Source organism: Marinobacter flavimaris, from assembly GCF_045057155.1.
In the GTDB taxonomy this organism is placed as follows: Bacteria; Pseudomonadota; Gammaproteobacteria; order Pseudomonadales; family Oleiphilaceae; genus Marinobacter; species Marinobacter manganoxydans.
In genome coordinates, this window is sequence record NZ_CP171359.1 from 2275944 (window position 1) to 2294392 (window position 18449).

General features: G+C 57.7%; 18 protein-coding genes. 8 read left to right on the forward strand and 10 right to left on the reverse strand.

Features of this window, described 5'->3' with window-relative positions:
* Nucleotide 1: 1 nt before the first annotated feature.
* Together ACGK9W_RS10610 and ACGK9W_RS10615 are read right to left on the reverse strand one after the other, a co-directional pair.
* Nucleotides 2–679, reverse strand: coding sequence for a Sir2 family NAD-dependent protein deacetylase (locus ACGK9W_RS10610; RefSeq protein WP_008174047.1), 678 nt, complete (start codon nucleotides 677–679; stop codon nucleotides 2–4).
* Nucleotides 679–2082, reverse strand: coding sequence for an FAD-binding oxidoreductase (locus tag ACGK9W_RS10615; RefSeq protein ID WP_288365154.1), 1404 nt, complete (start codon nucleotides 2080–2082; stop codon nucleotides 679–681). Before ACGK9W_RS10615 ends, ACGK9W_RS10610 begins: the two co-directional genes overlap by 1 nt.
* 190 nt (nucleotides 2083–2272) lie before the next feature.
* Here ACGK9W_RS10615 and serA point away from each other — a divergent pair, with 190 nt between their 5' ends.
* The gene (serA, locus tag ACGK9W_RS10620; protein WP_008174043.1) at nucleotides 2273–3502 is read left to right on the forward strand and encodes a phosphoglycerate dehydrogenase; all 1230 of its coding nucleotides are present in this window, start codon (nucleotides 2273–2275) and stop codon (nucleotides 3500–3502) included.
* Nucleotides 3503–3568: 66 nt separating this feature from the next.
* On the opposite strand, the gene ACGK9W_RS10625 is transcribed toward serA, so the two are convergent.
* Both ACGK9W_RS10625 and ACGK9W_RS10630 read right to left on the reverse strand, forming a co-directional pair.
* Nucleotides 3569–4216 carry an OmpA family protein gene (locus ACGK9W_RS10625; RefSeq protein WP_227497835.1) on the reverse strand — a complete coding sequence of 216 codons (648 nt, stop codon included), beginning with the start codon at nucleotides 4214–4216 and terminating at the stop codon, nucleotides 3569–3571.
* Between the two features lie 47 nt (nucleotides 4217–4263).
* Complete coding sequence (locus tag ACGK9W_RS10630; RefSeq protein ID WP_008174039.1) at nucleotides 4264–5271, reverse strand: alpha/beta hydrolase; 1008 nt, start codon at nucleotides 5269–5271, stop codon at nucleotides 4264–4266.
* Between the two features lie 94 nt (nucleotides 5272–5365).
* On the opposite strand from ACGK9W_RS10630, the gene ACGK9W_RS10635 reads away from it, so the two are divergent.
* Nucleotides 5366–6259 (forward strand): alpha/beta hydrolase, encoded by an 894-nt coding sequence (locus ACGK9W_RS10635; protein WP_092031043.1) that lies wholly within the window; start codon nucleotides 5366–5368, stop codon nucleotides 6257–6259.
* On the opposite strand, the gene ACGK9W_RS10640 is transcribed toward ACGK9W_RS10635, so the two are convergent.
* Together ACGK9W_RS10640 and ACGK9W_RS10645 are read right to left on the reverse strand one after the other, a co-directional pair.
* The gene (locus tag ACGK9W_RS10640) at nucleotides 6237–6491 is read right to left on the reverse strand and encodes a GIY-YIG nuclease family protein (RefSeq protein ID WP_014577843.1); all 255 of its coding nucleotides are present in this window, start codon (nucleotides 6489–6491) and stop codon (nucleotides 6237–6239) included. The genes ACGK9W_RS10635 and ACGK9W_RS10640 overlap by 23 nt on opposite strands.
* A 13-nt stretch (nucleotides 6492–6504) precedes the next feature.
* On the reverse strand, nucleotides 6505–7410 hold the full coding sequence (locus ACGK9W_RS10645; RefSeq protein WP_053112741.1) for a DMT family transporter: 906 nt from the start codon (nucleotides 7408–7410) through the stop codon (nucleotides 6505–6507).
* A gap of 171 nt (nucleotides 7411–7581) precedes the next feature.
* On the opposite strand from ACGK9W_RS10645, the gene dctP reads away from it, so the two are divergent.
* Nucleotides 7582–8685 carry a TRAP transporter substrate-binding protein DctP gene (gene dctP, locus ACGK9W_RS10650; RefSeq protein WP_288365152.1) on the forward strand — a complete coding sequence of 368 codons (1104 nt, stop codon included), beginning with the start codon at nucleotides 7582–7584 and terminating at the stop codon, nucleotides 8683–8685.
* Here dctP and ACGK9W_RS10655 read toward each other — a convergent pair.
* The 3 genes from ACGK9W_RS10655 to ACGK9W_RS10665 are packed head-to-tail and all read right to left on the reverse strand — an operon-like array spanning nucleotide 8659 to nucleotide 11613.
* Entirely contained in the window at nucleotides 8659–9462 is an 804-nt protein-coding gene (locus ACGK9W_RS10655) for a mechanosensitive ion channel family protein (RefSeq protein WP_053112743.1), read from the reverse strand. The two genes, dctP and ACGK9W_RS10655, sit on opposite strands and share 27 nt — an antisense overlap.
* Nucleotides 9463–9472: 10 nt before the next feature.
* On the reverse strand, nucleotides 9473–10741 hold the full coding sequence (locus tag ACGK9W_RS10660; protein ID WP_241956150.1) for a hypothetical protein: 1269 nt from the start codon (nucleotides 10739–10741) through the stop codon (nucleotides 9473–9475).
* 32 nt (nucleotides 10742–10773) lie between these two features.
* Nucleotides 10774–11613, reverse strand: coding sequence for a 23S rRNA (adenine(2030)-N(6))-methyltransferase RlmJ (locus tag ACGK9W_RS10665; RefSeq protein WP_405420926.1), 840 nt, complete (start codon nucleotides 11611–11613; stop codon nucleotides 10774–10776).
* Between the two features lie 193 nt (nucleotides 11614–11806).
* On the opposite strand from ACGK9W_RS10665, the gene ACGK9W_RS10670 reads away from it, so the two are divergent.
* The 5 genes from ACGK9W_RS10670 to ACGK9W_RS10690 all read left to right on the forward strand — a co-directional run bounded on the left by ACGK9W_RS10670 (nucleotide 11807) and on the right by ACGK9W_RS10690 (nucleotide 18051).
* Entirely contained in the window at nucleotides 11807–13093 is a 1287-nt protein-coding gene (locus ACGK9W_RS10670; protein WP_092031047.1) for an imelysin family protein, read from the forward strand.
* Between the two features lie 2 nt (nucleotides 13094–13095).
* Nucleotides 13096–14502, forward strand: coding sequence for a di-heme oxidoredictase family protein (locus ACGK9W_RS10675; protein WP_053112746.1), 1407 nt, complete (start codon nucleotides 13096–13098; stop codon nucleotides 14500–14502).
* A gap of 9 nt (nucleotides 14503–14511) precedes the next feature.
* Complete coding sequence (locus tag ACGK9W_RS10680) at nucleotides 14512–15546, forward strand: imelysin family protein (protein WP_053112747.1); 1035 nt, start codon at nucleotides 14512–14514, stop codon at nucleotides 15544–15546.
* 13 nt (nucleotides 15547–15559) lie between these two features.
* The gene (locus ACGK9W_RS10685) at nucleotides 15560–16654 is read left to right on the forward strand and encodes a DUF1513 domain-containing protein (RefSeq protein ID WP_053112748.1); all 1095 of its coding nucleotides are present in this window, start codon (nucleotides 15560–15562) and stop codon (nucleotides 16652–16654) included.
* Nucleotides 16655–16737: 83 nt separating this feature from the next.
* Nucleotides 16738–18051, forward strand: coding sequence for an MFS transporter (locus ACGK9W_RS10690; RefSeq protein ID WP_053112749.1), 1314 nt, complete (start codon nucleotides 16738–16740; stop codon nucleotides 18049–18051).
* 14 nt (nucleotides 18052–18065) lie between these two features.
* Here the strand turns inward: ACGK9W_RS10690 and ACGK9W_RS10695 are convergent, their stop codons facing one another.
* Complete coding sequence (locus ACGK9W_RS10695) at nucleotides 18066–18431, reverse strand: hypothetical protein (protein ID WP_053112750.1); 366 nt, start codon at nucleotides 18429–18431, stop codon at nucleotides 18066–18068.
* Between the last annotated feature and the right edge of the window lie 18 nt (nucleotides 18432–18449).

Sequence of the window (18449 nt, forward strand, 5' to 3'; positions counted from 1 at the left end):
CCTACAGGTAATGGGCAACCCATTCGGCAACACCCTCGACGGCACCCTTGCGAATAAACCGGGCCCGTGACACTGACGCCGGCTCGCCCGGGTCAATCACGGTGATGGGGACATCTCTGTCCACTTCGTAAACCAGTCCTGCAGCCGGGTATACCTGCAGAGACGTTCCCACGATCAGCAGGTGATCGGCCGTGCGGACAACTTCTGCAGCCTTGTCCAGCATGGGCACTTCCTCGCCAAACCAGACAATATGAGGACGAAGCTGGGCGCCACGGTCGCAGGTGTCGCCAGGGTTAATATCACGATAACCGATGTCATAAACCAGCTCCGGATATTTTGAACTGCGCGCCTTGGTAAGCTCACCGTGAAGGTGAATGACGTTGCTCGCGCCACCCCGTTCGTGAAGATCGTCCACGTTCTGGGTGACCACGGTGACCCGGTAGCGCTGCTCAAGCTCCGCCAGCAGCTGATGGGCCCGGTTCGGCTGGGCAGAGGCGAGCTGGCGGCGTCGGTCATTGTAGAACCGCAGCACCAGCTCCTGATTGCGCGCAAACGCCTCGGGCGTAGCCACATCGTAGACGCTGTGCTGCTCCCACAACCCACCGTTGTCCCGGAAGGTGGAGAGACCGCTTTCGGCGCTTATGCCCGCGCCTGTCAGCACTACGATATGATCCTGCATCAGTCGAAAATCTTGCCCGGGTTCATGATTCCGTTGGGATCGAATACCTGCTTGATTCCCCTCAGGTAAGCGATTTCTGCCTCGCTACGGGTGTACTGCAGATAAGGCTTCTTGGTCATACCCACGCCGTGCTCGGCTGACACGCTGCCCTGATAGCGCTCGACAATCTCGAACACCCATTTGTTGACCTGTTGGCACTTCTCGAAGAAATCCTCGTTGGCCATGTCCTCTGGCTTGAGAATATTCAGGTGCAGGTTGCCATCGCCGATGTGCCCGAACCAGATAATCTCGAAATCCGGATAGTGCTCGGTGACCACGGCATCAATTTCCTGCAGGAAGCCCGGCACCTTGGATACGACCACGGAAATATCATTCTTGTAGGGCGTGCGGGGCGCGATGGACTCGGAAATGCGCTCGCGCAGCTGCCAGAGGTTCTGGGCCTGGGTTTCGCTCTGGCTGATCACGCCATCCAGCACCCACCCGTTCTCCACGCATTGTTCAAACAGAGCCATAGCATCGTCCATCACCTGATCGGAGACAGATTCGAACTCCAGCAGCGCATAATACGGCGCCTCGGTTTCAAACGGCGCCTGAACCTGACCGTGGGCCAGCACGTGTCCCATGGCTTGATGGGAGAAAAACTCGTAGGCGGTGAGATCAATCTTTTTCTGAAAAGTCTGCAGCACATCCATGGTGTTGGTCAGGTCATTCAGACCCAGCACCAGCACCGTCAGGTTATCCGGCTTCCGGGACAATTTCATGGTGGCTTCGGTAATAAAGCCCAGTGTGCCCTCAGCGCCGATAAACAGATGACGCAGATCGTAACCCGTGTTGTTCTTCTCCAGATCCTTGTTCAGATCCAGAATATCGCCCTTGCCGGTCACGACCTTGAGGCCGGCAACCCAGTCCCGGCTCATACCATAGCGAATTACCTTGATACCGCCGGCGTTGGTGGAGAGGTTGCCACCGAGCTGGCTGGAACCGGCGGAGGCAAAATCAACCGGATAGTAAAGACCGTTGTCTTCAGCACAATTCTGCAACTGCTCGGTCACAACACCGGCCTGACACCGAACCGTCCTGTCGCTGGCATTGAAGTCCAGAATCTGGTTCATGTTGTCGAACGCCACAACCACCTCACCATTGGCGGCCACAGCACCGCCACTCAGACCTGTCCGGCCGCCAGAGGGCACCAGTGCCACCTGATTCTCGTTGGCGAACTTCACCAGCGCCTGCACCTGCTCGGTGGTCTTGGGCAACGCGATCGCCAGGGGCTTGGACGGGTAGATCTTGGTCCAGTCCTTGCCGTAGGTATCCAGATCTGCCGGGTCGGTCAGCACCTTGCCGGGCGCGTCGCCGGTGGCCATGAGGTCTTTGAGAGAAGCAATGATCTGTTCAGAATTCATGAATTTTTCGGTCTCGTCAGGTTTGGGCCGGAGCATCCTGCAACAGGAATCACAGACAGTTGATTCAGGCAAACCGGCGCGCTGTGAAAATCTTTGTTTATGGTATCATACCGCCCCTGTTCTGTGAGCCAGCCCTGACGATCACTGGCCACGGGTCATTTCACGTGACGAAAGGTTCGGAAGCAAGCCCATGTCAAATACGTCTCTTGAGAAGAGCAAAATCCGTATCCTGCTGCTGGAAGGCGTGCATCAATCTGCCATTGATACGCTGAATGCTGCGGGCTATACCAACATTGAGTACCTGTCTCACTCGCTGGCCGAGGAAGAGCTGATCGAGAAGATTGCCGATGCGCACTTCGTCGGCATCCGTTCCCGCACCCAGCTGACCGAGAAAGTATTTGAGGCCGCCAAGAAGCTGGTGGCTGTGGGTTGCTTCTGTATTGGCACCAACCAGGTGGATCTGCAGGCGGCCACCCGGCGCGGTATTGCCGTTTTCAATGCGCCTTTCTCCAACACCCGGAGCGTCGCGGAACTCGTTCTCGCCCAGGCCATTCTGCTCCTGCGCGGTGTCCCGGAGAAAAACGCCAAGGCCCATCGCGGCGAGTGGCTGAAATCCGCCAAGGACAGCTATGAAATCCGTGGCAAAAAACTGGGCATTATCGGCTACGGCAACATCGGCACCCAGTTCAGCGTCCTGGCCGAGGGCCTGGGCATGGATGTGTACTTCTACGATGTCGTCTCAAAACTGTCGATCGGCAACGCCACCCAGGTAGGTACGCTCCAGGAGCTGCTCAACATTGCCGATGTGGTCAGCCTGCACGTACCGGAAACCCCGGCCACCAAGTACATGTTCAAGGCCGAGCAGTTCGCCCAGATGAAACCCGGCAGCATTCTCATGAATGCCTCCCGCGGCACCGTGGTGGACATCGACGCCCTGGCCGATGCTCTGGGCAGCGGTAAACTGCTGGGTGCTGCCATTGACGTATTCCCGGTTGAGCCCAAATCCAACGACGAGGAATTTGTCTCTCCGCTGCGGGAGTTCGACAACGTCATCCTGACCCCGCATGTTGGCGGCTCCACCATCGAAGCCCAGGCAAACATCGGTCGGGAAGTGGCAGAAAAACTGGCCATGTACAGCGACAACGGCACGTCGGTTTCTTCCGTGAACTTCCCGGAAGTCGCTCTGCCGTCACACCCCAATCAGCACCGTCTGCTGCATATCCACGAGAACGTTCCCGGCGTGATGTCAGAGATCAACCAGGTGTTTTCAGAGAATGGCATCAACGTTTGCGGCCAGTATCTGCAGACCAAGGAAGACATCGGCTATGTTGTCGTCGACGTGAACAAAGAGTACGGCGAACTGGCGCAGGAAAAGCTGCTCAAAGTGAAAGGGACCATTCGCTGCCGCGTACTGTTCTGATTAACGGCCAGATATAAAAAAACCGGAGCCTGTGCTCCGGTTTTTTTATGGCTGCGAACGCCCTGCTTACTGCATGGGCACCAGCGTCAGCTCAACACGACGGTTCTGCTCACGGCCGGCCGCGGTATCATTTGAGGCAACCGGGTAGCGTTCGCCGTAGCCAACAGCACGGGTACGCTTCGGCTCAATACCCTGGTTCAGGAGGAAGTCACGCACGGATGAGGCGCGACGCTCACTGAGCAGCTGGTTGTAGCTGTCAGAGCCGGAGCTGTCGGTATGCCCCTCAATCTGGATGATGGTCTTGTCATACTCCTTCAGTACCAGAGCCACGGATTCCAGTGTTCCGCTGAATGACGGCTTGATGCTCGATTCATTCAGATCAAAGGTGATATTGCCTGGCATCACCAGTTCAATCTCATCGCCGTTGCGCACCACGCGAACACCAGTGCCCTCCAGCTTGCGACGCAGCTCGGCTTCCTGTTTGTCCATGTAGTAACCAACGCCACCGCCAATGGCCGCGCCGCTGGCCGCACCAATCAGGGCACCTTTTCCGCGGTCACTCTTGCTGGAGGTTGCCGCACCGATAGCCGCACCGCCAATAGCGCCGATGATGCTTCCCTTGGTCGCATTCGAAGTTTTCTCTTCACCGGTGTAGGGGTCATAGGTCATACAACCGCCGAGACCGAAAGTTGCCACCATAAATACAAGAATCATCTTCTTCACAGCTTTCTCCTGTGCCTGGTTTCTTCAGCCAACCCGGTTTAACGGGTCTTTTCCGCCGAGTTCGTGAATGTATCAATAATGGTATTGAATACGGTTGCCTGCAAATCCTGAGCTTCGTTCACAAGATGATGACGTCCGTCAGGGATTTTCCGTTCCTCAACCGAGGAAAATTTATTCCGGATAATACGCAAATTGTGTTGCCAGTCGACTGTCAGATCCTTCTCACCTTGCACGACGGTCACCGGAAAGTCGACCGGCCGCGCAGATTCAATATGGGGGACCCATTTTCGGAGTGCACTCACCCAGTCGACATGCACTGCCCTCGCCTGAAGCGGGTCGTACTCCCGCAAGAACCTGAGGAAACGACCGTTGCCACTGTTCTCTGCAAATACCCTGCGCCAGCGGGAAATAAACGGCTTCACCATGCTATGCAGTATTTTTGCGCCCAACCAGCCGGCCGGCCTCACCAGGGGCGCCAGAAGCACCACTTTCCGGAAGTCGGAGGTTTGCTGGCTGTGATGGTTGGACAACAGATAATCAATCAGGATCGCTCCACCGGTGCTCTGCCCAACCGCGAACCAGGGCTGACGCAACTTGTCCCTGACCTGAGCCATCACGTCTGACAGAACGCCCTGATACTCAAGAAAACTGCCAATGGCTGCGGGCGTGCCGCTGGAAAGGCCATGGCCGGGCTGATCGTAGGCCAGCACATCAAACCCGGCTCCCAGGCACCGATCGATCAACTGACTGTACAACCCGACGTGGTCGAAATAGCCGTGCAGAATGAACACCGTGCCACGCTCTGTTGACTGGTCCGGCAATCGGAAATAATGCACCATGACTTCATGACCGCAGGCTTTGACGTAACCCTGATGATAAGCAACGTCCGGATGTTCCACCCAGAGATCCAGCCCATAAAAACGACAATAGGCCACCATTTCATCACTAAGATCACGCGAGCGGGTCGGGTCGAAGGGTTCGAGTCTGTCCAGGAGCGAGTGCCTGTCCCAATCCGGTATTTCTATGGTATCCGTTTTCCAGTACACGTAGAGTTAAACGCCTGTCATGAATGAGTTATCTATTTCGGGGTTTCAATCCTAACCTATAGCGGGCCTAACCCATAGCAGGGGAAAGACACAGATGTTGCAACACGTTTTAGAGAGTGCGTTGCGCCAGACCATGAACCGGCTGGTCAGACCGGTTCTCAACCCGGCGGTACCGGTGCCACTTCAGCGACGCATTGTTCGCCAGGCTTATCGGAGTTCGACACCACCGAGAGGCGCGAAATTCGAGAACATAACCATTGGGGGAGTGCCAGCAACCCGGACAACCTTCGGCAATGATCCCCGGGGCGCCGTTCTCTATCTCCACGGCGGAGGCTACATCATCGGGTCCTCGAGTACCCACCGTGGCATAACCGGGCATCTGGCGAAAACAACCGGCTGCGCCATCGTTACGCCGGATTACCGGCTGGCGCCCGAGTTTCCGTTTCCCGCTGCGCTGGATGATGCCGAAGCCTGCTGGAACGGGCTTCTGGAGGCTGGCCTGAAACCGGACCAGATTGCCGTCGCCGGCGATTCCGCTGGCGGGGGGCTCTCTGTTGCCCTGGCGATGCGACTGCGCGATAAGGGCCTGCAGCTTCCGGCATCGCTGACGGCGTTTTCACCCTGGATAGACCTCACCCAGGAGCAGCTTTATGCGCCGGAAATTGAGCCGGTACTTCAGGCCAGCTGGACCAGCAAGGCCGCCAGGCTTTACGCCGGAAAGGAACCCCTTACCAACCCGTTGATCTCGCCGATCTTCGGGGATTTAAGCGGCCTGCCACCCCTGTTGATCCAGGTAGGCAGCCAGGAAATCCTGCTGAACGACGCCGAACGGCTCGCCGAGGCCGCAAGCCGGAACGATGTGGAAACCCGCCTTGAGGTCTATAACAGTCTTTGGCACGTTTTCCAGGTACACAGTGGTCAGCTGGATCGAGCCACTGCCGCGCTGGAAACCGCAGGCGAACACATCAAACGTCATCTGGCAGACTGAGCTCGCCCCGGGCCAGGGCCTCTTTCCTGGGCCGGGGCCATTGTTTGATGCGCCACTCCAACCGTGAAGCCCGGCTTCTGTCTCCGGCTGGCGCGCTGAACACCAGTTCCAGTGGCCCCTTCCCCCTCAGACTACGCGCGCCCCGGGGAGCGCCTCCCTGATGTTCATTGAACCGCCGCTCAACGTCAGTGGTTATGCCGGTATAGAGCGAACCTCTGGCGGTTCGAACCATGTAGACAAACCAGTCAGCCAAGGTTCAGGGCCTCTTCCCGATCCTTCACTTTTTTCTGCTGAATCCATAGCCCCATCATGATCAGAACCAGGCCAATGTATGTGGAGGGCAGGATATGCTCGCCCAGAATAAAGTAGATGAACACCAGCGAAAGGAACGGAGAGATAAAAATCAGGTTGCTGACTTTCGAAGTATTCTCCGCTTTTTTCATGGCATAGGACCAGAGCACGAAAGCGATACCCATCTCGAACACGCCTACATAGAGCGCTGCAACCAGCGACGTGCCCGGGGCAAAACTGAGCCCCTCTGTCCACCAGCAAATGAGCAGAATCACCGGCAATCCACATAGGAAATTCAGGAACAGGCCAACCACCGGATCCCGGGTATCCCGTGTGGCGATAATCCAGTAGGACGCCCAGACCACTGTGCTTCCGAGGGCGAGAGAAACGCCAAGTGGATCCTCGAAGCTCAGCGAAGTGACAGCCCCGCGGGTGGCAATCACCACGACCCCGGCATAACAGATCAGGCCCGCGACAATATCCAGTTTGCGTAGCCGGTGCCCCAGAAAGGGTACCGACATATAGGCCAGCACCAGAGCCCAGGTGTAGTTCAGCGGTTGCGCTTCCTGGGCGGGCAGTCGGTCAAAGGCACCGAACAACAGGAAATAGTACAGACAGGGATTGATCAGCCCCATGCCAAAAGACTGGGCATACTGTTTGCGACTGAGCGAGAACACCAGGTGCCAGCGCCCCTGAAGCATCAGGATGACGGCCATCACAACCACCGACGCACTGCACGCAATCAGCAGCATCTGAACGGGCGCGAGCTCTCTGAGCGAGAGCTTGAACGCGGTTGCCACGGTAGACCACAACAGCACCGTGCCAAGGCCATAGAGCATCGCCTGCTTCTGGTTTGTCATTCCCGGCCTCCTGCCCAACACTGAAACTCCATGAACTGTCTCCTATATGCACTTGATCGTCTGGGTCGACAGTGTAATTCAATCCAACCCCGTAACCCACGGCAGTGCGCATTCTTGTGTTACCTTGTATGGCAATATCAACCAAGGATCGAGAAAACTGGAGTTCCCGTTATGCCCACCGTCCGTTTCAGGTTCTGGCCATTGAGCCTGGCATTGGCCATTGCACTGACCGGTTGTTCAGACAGCCAGACCAGCGGTGAGGACGAGACCGCCGATGTCCCGGAAACCCCCGATTACCCGGTTACCTGGCGTTTTGCCCTTGAGGAGATCGAGGGTAGCGTTCAGCATGCTTATGCCGAAGCGTTGAAGGAACGGATTGAGGAGCGTTCCGACGGCAGGATTGAAATCGATATTTTTCCCTACGGTTCTCTGGGAACCTCGGCACAGCTTACTGAACTGGTTCGCAATGGTTCCATAAGCCTGGCGTTCGCCTCCCCCGGGCATCTTGCCAACACCATCCCTGAAGTCGGTCTCTTCACGCTGCACTATGTTCTTCCGGACGACGCCGACGTTACACGAGAGATTCTGGCCAGCGCAGAATTGCTCGAATTGTTTGAATCGCCCTATGCCAACCAGAACATGAAACTGCTGGGTTTCGTGCCTGAAGGCTGGATGGCCTGGACAGCTAACAAGGCGCTGCGGTCGCCGGAAGACTTCACCGGACAGCGAATCCGAACCATGACCTCCGACATGGCGGAAGAAACCTTCCGGGCCTATGGTGCCGAGCCCAGCCAGATCCCCTATTCCCAGGTATACAGTGACCTGCAGCTGCGCAAGATCGATGGCCAGAGCAATCCGGTTTTCGCCATCGAGGAAATGGATTTCTACGAAGTGCAGACCACCATGACCCTGGCGCGACCGGCCCAGTTCGTCGCTTCAGTGGTCTCGAATCTTGAGTGGTACGACGCCTTGCCCGAAAACCAGCAACAATGGCTCGACAACGGACTCAAGGACGTCGCGCAGATCGCCTGGGAGACTCAGGAGGAGCTAAATCAGACCCGGCTCGAGCAGATGCTGGAAGGGGGCCACATGAAAGTGGTCCGCCTGACCGATTCAGAACGCGAGGCGTTTCGGGAAGCCAGCATGCCGGTGCGTGACATTTACCTCGAGCGCACCGGTGAAAGCGGGCAGCGTATTCTCGGCAGGTTGAATCAATTGATTGAGCAAACGGAAACCCGCAAGCAAAGCTCAGAGGTTTCCGGTGACGGGGACTGAGACAAACCTGACGCCCTCTGAAGCCAACGCACTTGCGCCCTTTGCAGTGAGCTCGGAAATAAACCGGAACTGATCCTTCAACTCGATCGGGTATGCCTTCAGCCGATAACACATGCCCCAGGGTTTGTTGGAGACCACCACCACGACAGGCCGGAACGTGCGGGTAAGAGGACAGGTGTAGGCCACATCCCGCAAGAGCGCCATAACCCGGCTGACGTCATGGTGGGGTTCAAGGTTGAACTCCGCCACGCACATCAGGTTATCCGTTCCGTTGTTGGCGTTGGCAATGAGGGACGCCCAGAGTTTGCCGTGGGGTATCACCACCACGGTATCATCCGGCGTAACAAGTTCCGCGGCTCTGGTGCCAATCGAACGGACCTCTCCGTACTGCCCGTCCACCTCGATCCAGTCGCCGGGCCGATACGGCATTTCGTAGAGGGTTACGATTCCGGCAATCAGGCTGTTCGCGTAATCCTTGAAGGCAAACCCGAGAGCCAGTCCCAGGGCTCCGAAAATGGCAACCATGTTCTCGAACGAAGGTTCCACCAGGATCGGAACCACAACGATGATGGTCACCACGATAATGATCAATCGCAGCAAGGGCACCGACGCCAGGATATAAAACCGGGGCTTGCCCCCGAGTTTCACTGCGATTCTCGGAAACAGCTTCTGTATTACGATGATCAGGCCCGTCGCCAGCAGCACAACCATCAACGATTCCAGCAACGCTTCCGACGTGATCGCTGAAAACGCCTCCCGAATGCCAAGATCACCCATCACTCATCTCCTAGAAAGTGTCGACCGGAAATCCCCAGCTCTGCAAATGCCGACGAATCGAGGGGTATCCCTGAGCGGTGACTTGCCAGCGACCACCAGATGACTGCTGCTCAATCAGATCCGCGCGGGCCAGACGTGCCAGCACAAACCCTGCCTCATGTTCCGCGACCCCTGTTACCAACTGCAGATGAGAGGCGTCCAGTCCATCGTGCAACAGCAGGGCGTGCAATAGCAGGCCAATGTTGTCGCCCTGGCTCTGGGGGACCGCTGGCAAACCCAGTTGATCAAAAGGGATAACCCAGGCCCGGGTGACTGAACCGCCGTCTGAAGAACCCGGGCCGGATTCCTCCGTGCCCGCCTCTTCTTCAGGGCGGTCTCTCAGCGCGCGTCGCCATATAGCCAGCGCAACACCGGGATTACCTCTTGCTACTGAGGCGAGATCCCGGAGAAAGCCACTGTGTTTGCGCTTTTTCCCGTCATTTCCTTCCGTCATCGGCAATACCCATAGGCCATCGTCTGCCATTCGGGCCGTGATTGAGTAATCACTATCACCGGCAGCAAGGGATTCAAACCATTCACCAAGTTCGACTGCTGCCATCGGCGCAGGTGTCATCGGCGAAAAGTGCGCATCCCTGAAGTAAGAGGACCAGAATTGCCAACACCAGCTCGAGCAACCAATAGCGCCAGGAGCAGTGCCTCCCGCGGCAACCCGACGGAGTAATTCCCGAACCAGAGCCAGTCCGGACAGATGGCGCAGCCAGAAATCAGCCAGTTCCGGAATCACCCACGGCCTGGAAAGATCCTGCGTGTCCCACCACTCCCTGGCGCCCTGTTCATCAAGAAGCAGATTCTCGGGTGGCAGGATCAGCGACCACCGGCCCGCCTCGCCCTCTTGCTGCAATTCAAGCTCGGGAAAACACTCAAGGGCAGAACGAATACCTGAGAACGGTGGAGCCACCAGTAACGCAACTCTCTTGCCGGAATCATGGTTTAGCCCAAGCTCTTCAAGGGCCCTTGAGAGCACTTCCGCCAGCACGCTTGGATCTGGCCGGGGTGCAAAGGATTCGAGCCGGGCGGCTGAAAGTTCGGGAAGGTTATCGAGGCTTTCAAACACTTCCTTTTCTGCAACCACGCCCGCCCGAATCTGGGCCAGGGCATGGCGCAACGCATCTTTGAGTGAACGTCTCACGGACGTTTCAGGCACTTTCCACTGCTCAACCGGAATCAGGCCGCCGGGCATCCACACGGATCCTGCCTTGTTTACTGGCTTATCCTTCAACCTCGTTGCTCCCTTGCTTGCCGTCCTTTCAATTACTCAGGAACCAGCCAACCAATATCGTGAGACAAATTCAAAACGTCCGACCCGGCAACATCGCTCATCATTGCGGCAAACCGGGAGTCAAAACCCCAGGGTGGGTTTACCACCAGCATGCCCGATCCGACCATACCTCGCTCCGGCGGATTATTCAGATGCACCTCACTGCAGAGTATCTTGCGCGCATCAGTGCCCCTGACCGCATCTTTCAACTGTTCCTGCAGGCCACTGGTCAGTATCGGGTACCAGACAAGAAAAATGCCATGACGGCACTTATGCCATGCTTTCCCCAAAGTGTGCGCCACTTCAATGTAGTCGGTTTTGACCTCGTAAGAGGGATCAATCAGCGTCAGCAGGCGCGGCTGTCTGGGAGGCAACTGTCTTAGCAGACCTGCCAGGCCGTCCTGTCTGAGCACCCGAATCGGAGCCTCGGAAGCCCAGTCCGCCAGTTGCTCGCCCTCAGATGGATGCAGTTCAAACAGCGTCAGCGCATCTCCATCCCGTAGAAAATGCTGAAACCACGCAGGAGAACCGGGGTAAACGGACAGTTCACCACCGCCGGCATTGAATCCTTTCAGCACGTCCAGAAACGGCTTCCAGTCCCCGGACAGCAACCGATCTCTGGCGCCCCAAAGTCTCTGAACTCCGTGGTCGGCTTCTCCAGTCTTGCGGGCCCGCTCACTTCGCAGGTCGTATATGGCACTGCCGGCATGGGTATCGAAACAGGCAATACCGGAGGCCTTCGCCCGCATCATGGTCTGGACCAGTGCCAGGGCTCCATGTTTCTGGACATCGGCGAAATTGCCGGCGTGGAAGGCGTGCAAATAACTCAACATACAAGAATAGCTCCCTGGTGACGGGGCCATTAAGCCCGATCACGGTTGCCCGGGGCAAGAGCACAATCGTCAAACCTGATCGATCGAGTCCGTTTCCCGCTTGCGTTTCGATAAAACGGAACTCATAATATTTAACGCGAATATTTCTCATTATTACTACTATTAACAGAACTTGGGAAAAGGAATGACGCCCATGTTTCGTCCAGCACCCCTGGCATTGACAGTAACCGCTCTGCTCACTGCAGGCTGCGCTAATCATCCCTGGTCCACCAAGGACTATCAGCCAGCAACCAAAGACTCAGTGGTCGATCACTACGCCGATCTGGCTCATGCCAACTACGAAGATGCCCTGATCACCGCCCGCGCGCTGGACGAAGCAACTGACCGCTTGATCGCCAATCCGACCGAAGCCAATCTGGCGACCGCAAAAGAAGCCTGGCTGGCAGCTAGGGTTCCTTATCAGCAAACAGAAGTGTTCCGGTTCGGCAATGCTATTGTCGATGACTGGGAAGGCCAGCTGAACGCCTGGCCGCTTGATGAAGGCCTGATCGATTATGTGAAGGCAGACGGGTACCAGCACGAGCTGGGCAACGCCGGTGCCACCGCAAACATCATCGCAAGCAACAGGATCAATGTGGGTGGTGAGACACTGAATGTGGCATCTCTTTCCCCTGCACTGCTCGCAGATCTGAACGAAGTTGGCGGCTCTGAAGCCAACGTTGCTACCGGCTACCACGCGGTTGAATTCCTGCTTTGGGGTCAGGATCTCCACGGTTTTGAAAGCGGCGCCGGTGAGCGTCCGGTCACGGATTACGCGAAGGGCGCTGATTGCACCAATGGCAATTGTGAGCGTCGTGGCGAATACCTGGATGCGGTAACAGACCTTCTGGTATCCGACCTCGAGTGGATGGTGGCCCAGTGGGCCCCGGGCGACAGTGACAACTACCGGGCGCAATTGACCGCTGCAGACGCCAATCAGGGTGTTCAGAAAATGCTGTTCGGCATGGGTTCACTGTCTCTGGGCGAGCTGGCCGGCGAGCGAATGAAGGTTGCTCTGGAAGCCAACTCCTATGAGGACGAGCACGACTGCTTCAGCGACAATACCCACAATTCGCACTACTACAACGGCCAGGGTATCCAGAACGTCTACACGGGTACCTATCGTCGCGTGGATGGCAGCCTGGTGACCGGCCCTTCCCTGTCTGATCTGGTTCAGCAGAGCGACCCAGAGCTGGACGCGCGTCTTAACAACCAGCTGGACGCCTCCATGGAAGCCCTGGCGCTAATGAAGGCCCGCGCGGAGAGCAGCGAAAATCCCATGGCTTTTGACACCATGATTGCACCCGGGAATGCCGAGGGCACTCGTATCGTCAACGGCGCTATCATGGCGCTCGTCGCACAGACCGGTTCCATTGAGCAGGCTGCGCGCGACCTGGGCATTGAAGCCCTGTCTCCCGATGATGCCGGCCACGCGTCCTGAGCATGATGAAACCGCTTGCCTTAATCGGGGCGCTGGCGATCGCCAGCGCCCACGTTTGTGCCCAGACTCACGAGGGCTATCCGATCCAGACATCTCCGGCCTCTGGTGGTGAGGGCACCGTACAACAGTCAGACACCAATGCCTACTCGCTTCCCCAGGGCAATCTGTCCATGACCAAACGTCTGGACTTCAGTGTCGGCAACAGTTTCTTCCGGAACCCCTGGGTCGAAGCCCCGGCAAGCACTGACGCCCGTGACGGCCTGGGCCCGCTGTTCAATACCAACTCCTGCCAGGGATGTCATATCAAGGATGGTCGCGGACACCCACCCGGTGTCGACGAGCCGCCGGTCTCCCTGTTTTTGAGACTGGCAGTCCCTGCTGATCCGGAGCTGGACGCGGACATTCTGCGCAAACACGGTTTTAAACCGGCGCCAGTATATGGCAGCCAGCTCCAGACAGCCGCGCTTCCTGCAGCCAAACCAGAGGCTGATTTGATAGTCGAATGGACGCCAGTGAAGGAAACACTCGCGGATGGGACGGTGGTGGAACTGCGCAAGCCCGTGTACCGCATTGAGAACCCAAATTATGGGCCACTGCCCGAGGACCTTCTGGTATCGCCCCGGGTAGCACCGCAGATGATCGGAATGGGTCTGCTGGAAGCCATCCCCATCGAAGATTTGCAAGCCCTCCAAGACACTGATGATGCGGACGGAAACGGCATCTCCGGAAAGCTTAACCAGGTCTGGGATCTGGCAACGGAACAGACAGTGCCCGGTCGATTCGGCTGGAAGGCAGCCGAGCCCGATGTCCACCAGCAAAGCATGGGTGCGTTCGCCGGAGATATGGGACTGACCTCTACTCTGAAACCTAAAACCGACTGCATGCCCGAGCAGAATTGTGAGCGGTTTACCCATGGCGGTGAACCGGAAGTAAGCGACAAGGTCGCCAACTTCGTGACCTTCTACGCCAAGAGTCTGGCAATACCCGCGCGTCGAGATATTGAGTCTGAATCCGTCCGGCAGGGAGCAAGGCTGTTCAACGAAAGTGGCTGCGCTGGCTGCCATACGCCGAGACATCAGACCGGCGAGGTTGCCGATCGCCCGGACCTTAGCAATCAGACTATCTGGCCCTATTCGGATCTGTTGCTGCACGACATGGGTCCTGCCCTGGCCGACGGCCGCGATGAATTCCTGGCCAATGGCAATGAATGGCGAACCCCGCCGCTCTGGGGCATTGGCCTGGCCCAAGTGGTGAATCCGCAAGCCGGGTTCCTGCACGACGGCCGCGCCCGAACTCTGGAAGAAGCCGTGCTCTGGCACGGTGGCGAGGCTCAGGCGGCCGCCGACCGATACCGCCAGATGTCGCCCGAAGATCGATCCGCTCTGATCGATTTCCTGAATTCACTCTGAGGATCAGCCATGCAAGGGATCACCAGACTGCTGTGCACATCTATCCTGACACTAACCTCGCCCCTGGCGTGGGCAAGCGATGCCAACACCCAGGCCCGCCAGCAGTGGTATGAAGGCATTGCGACCGGCTATCAATCGTTGACCACAGAAGCGGGAGAGCTGGCTGAATCCGCCCGTGACTACTGCCAGAATCCAGCCGAGGGAAGCCGGGAACACGTGGAAGCCGCCTGGCTGAATGCCTTCCTGGCCTGGCAGAAGGTGCGCTTAGTCGATTTCGGCCCGGTCGAAAACAACAACCTTTCCTGGCAGTTCCAGTTCTGGCCGGATCCGAAGAATCTGATTGCACGGAAAGCGGCTTACCTGATCGGAAACGACGAACCGATCACCCCGAGCGTGATCAATCAGTCCGGTGTCGCTGTGCAAGGCTTCCCGATGATCGAATATCTGCTGTTCGACCAAGAGTTCAATGCCGGGGAAACTTCACTCCCAGTCGCCCGGACCTGCGAGCTGCTAACGAACGTCGCGGGACACTTGAAAAGCAACAGTGACGCATTGATGGCTGGCTGGCAGGCTTTCAGACCGCACTATCTGGAGACCGAGCAGTACTTCGACACCACTATCCGAGCGGGTATGGCAACACTGGAAATTCTGGAAGAAAGAAGGCTGGCCCAACCCATGGGTCTTCGCGGCAGTAACAAACGCAATCCTTACATCGCGGACGCCTGGCGCAGCGGCAAAAGCCTGCAGACTGTCGCGGCGACTGTCGACGGCCTGAACCGGTACTTTTTACCAGGGCTCGAAATTTCGCTGGAAGCAAAGGGGGCGTCCGACCTGGCAGACCGCATTCGCAAACAATTCAACGAGGTTCAGCAGAACTTTCCCGGAGCCCACCTACCCCTGGCAACGGCTTTGAAAGAAGAAGACCAGTTCCGGGCTCTGCAGAGCCTTTACGTTGATATTTCCCAGTTGACCACGCTGGTGAATGACCAGGCGGCAGTGGCACTTGGCGTAGTACGAGGCTTCAACTCGAGCGATGGCGACTGAGGAACCTGATCCTATGCTTTTGAACCGGAGAGCCCTTCTCAAGGTGTCCATTGCCGGCGGCGTTGCCGTGGGCCTGACCGGCTGTTCCCTGCTGCCCCGAAAAGCGTCAGTCCAACCTGATGGCTATGCCGGCGCCGTCGGGTTCCCGGATGGCAGTTTTGGAGTCAGCGCATTCAACCGCAACGGCCGGATAGTGTGGCAGGCGCCTGTCGATTCCCGCTGCCATAGCGGCTGCAACCGACCGCACCAGCAAGAGACCCTGTTTTTCGAGCGCCGCCCGGGTTGGTCATTCTACGTTTTCGATAGCACTACAGGTGCCCGGAAACACCATATTTCAGCCGAGCCGGGCGAACACTTTGTTGGCCACGGTGTGTTCTCGACCGATGGCCGACGCCTCTACGTCACCGCCAGCCGGTACGATCAGGGCGCGGGGATCATCGCAGTCTACGATGCCGAAAAGGGTTATCGGCGGACAAAAACCTTTGATCTGGCGGGAATCGGCCCCCATGAGCTGACCTTGCACCCCGACGGCGAAACCCTGGTGATCGGTCTCGGAGGCATCCTCACTCACCCGGATTACGACCGCATGAAACTGAATCTGGACACCATGGATCCAGCCCTGGTACTTATGAATCGTCACTCCGGCAAAATCGTTGGCCGTTTCAGGCCGCCCCACCACCAGCAAAGCGCCCGCCATGTCAGCGTCAGCGGCGATGGCCGCGTGTATGTGGCCTATCAGCACCAGGGCCCACTCTACGAAACGCCGCCTTTGTTGGCACGTCTTGAAGAGGGAACTTTGCGGGAATACCGGTTCGATGAGGATACCCGGACAGCGTTGGCCAACTACATCTCCAGCGTGGTTGCGCATCCGGAAAACGACCTCGTGGCTGCGGCTTCGCCGATTGGTGGAACGGCCATTATCTTTCGGGGCAAGACCGGTGAGCTGGTCAGCCGCGCACACATCGCCGATTGCGCGGGCATCCAGACCCTTGCCGGAGGGGATTTTCTTGTTTCCTCCGGACGGGGAAAACTTATCCGGCTCGGCGCCGGCAAACCCGCCAGAGAACTCGCAGATCTATCCGTTCACTGGGACCACCATCTGGTCTGATCGCTCGCAGTTGCCGTAATCCGGACTTAAGGATACCGCGCCACACTGGTATCCTTTCGACACATTTTCCGGAGGATAGCGGTTTGCCTGAGAGCGGAAAGGACACCATCGAACAACTTTATGGCCTGATTGCCAACGAAGAGGATGCACGGGTCTGTACCGACATCTCCGATGACGCCTGTCGCGAAGTGCCGCGCAATTTCTTTCTGATTCTTGCCAGCAACGTCCTGACCAAACTGGGCGACCTGCTGATCAGTCCCAAAACCGTATTGGCCTGGTTGATGAGCGCCATTGGTGCACCCGCGCTGGTGGCCTGGCTGGTGCCGATCCGGGAATCCGGTTCCCTCGTCCCACAGATGGTCATTGCGGCCTGGGTCCGCCGCAAACCTGTTCGCAAGTGGTTCTGGACTCTTGGAAGCTTCGGACAGGCCGCCAGTGTTGTGGCCATGGCGGCCAGCATCTGGTTTTTCGAGGGGTATGCCGCAGGTTCCGGGATCATTGCAGCCCTCATTGTATTTTCCCTCGCCCGTGGATTCTGCTCCGTATCCATGAAAGATGTACAGGGCAAATGCATCCCGAAAACCCGCCGGGGAAGGCTCGGCGGGCTCGCCTCCACCATTGGCGGCACCGCCACCGTTGTGTTGACCGCGCTGCTGTTCTGGGAACGCGGCGACCCCACCCTCGCCTTTTACACCGTATTATTACTTCTGGCCGCGGCACTCTGGGTGATCGCCGGCCTGCTGTTTGCCGGAGTGGAAGAATACGACGGTGAAACCGGTGGCGGCGGAAATGCCATCAACGAGGCATTTCGAAGCCTGTCCCTGCTCCGGGATGACGTTCCGTTCCGGAACTTCGTGATTACCCGGGCCCTGCTGCTCAGCTCGGCACTGGCTTCACCCTATTTGGTCGTACTGGCACAGAAAGAATCCGACATTGGCTGGATGTTGGGCGTTTTCCTGCTGGCCAGCAGCCTCGCCAGCTCGCTCAGTGCCAGCTTCTGGGGCTGGGCTGCAGACACCTCCAGTCGGAGAGTCATGATCCGTGGGGCGGCAATGGCCAGCGGTGTGTGCCTGATCGTCGGCTTCACCGCGCTGTTTATCGGGACGGAAATCGGCAGCGTCTGGTTTTACCCGATTGCGTTTTTCGTACTGAGCATTGCCCATGCGGGCGTCAGGCTGGGGCGTAAAACCTATCTGGTGGACATGGCAGGGGGCAACAAGCGTACCGATTACACGGCGGTGAGCAACACGGTCATCGGTGTTCTGCTGCTTGTTACCGGCGGCCTCACCGCCCTCGTGTCAATGATCTCAGAAGTGGCGGTCATCATCGTTCTGGGCCTGATGGGGCTGGCTGGGATGTTCAGTGCCATGGGGCTGAAGGAAGTGACCGAAGACTGATAACGGTCGCCCGTTCAGGAGGGCGCCTTGCCGTCATTCAGGGCCAGAGCCCCTTTCACGATCCGGTAGATGATCCAGATAGAAATACCAAGGAGAATAAACCATCCGATGATGATCGGCGTGGTCACTATGCCAATCACGGTCCAGAGCAGGCCGATCCAGAAGGTGCGAATCTGCCAGCGGAAGTGCCGCTCCACCCAGGTATTACGGACGTCGTCCAGTTTGACGTAATTGATGATCACGCCCACCAGACCGGTAATGCCTCCTACGAAAAACGACAGCGCCTGAAGGATGTAGACCACCACCGCCAGGTTACGCGCCGGATCACTTCGGCGGGAGGCGGGGTCCGTGTCGGCAGGAATAAACTCCGGTTCAGCCAAGACAAGTCTCCTATTGAT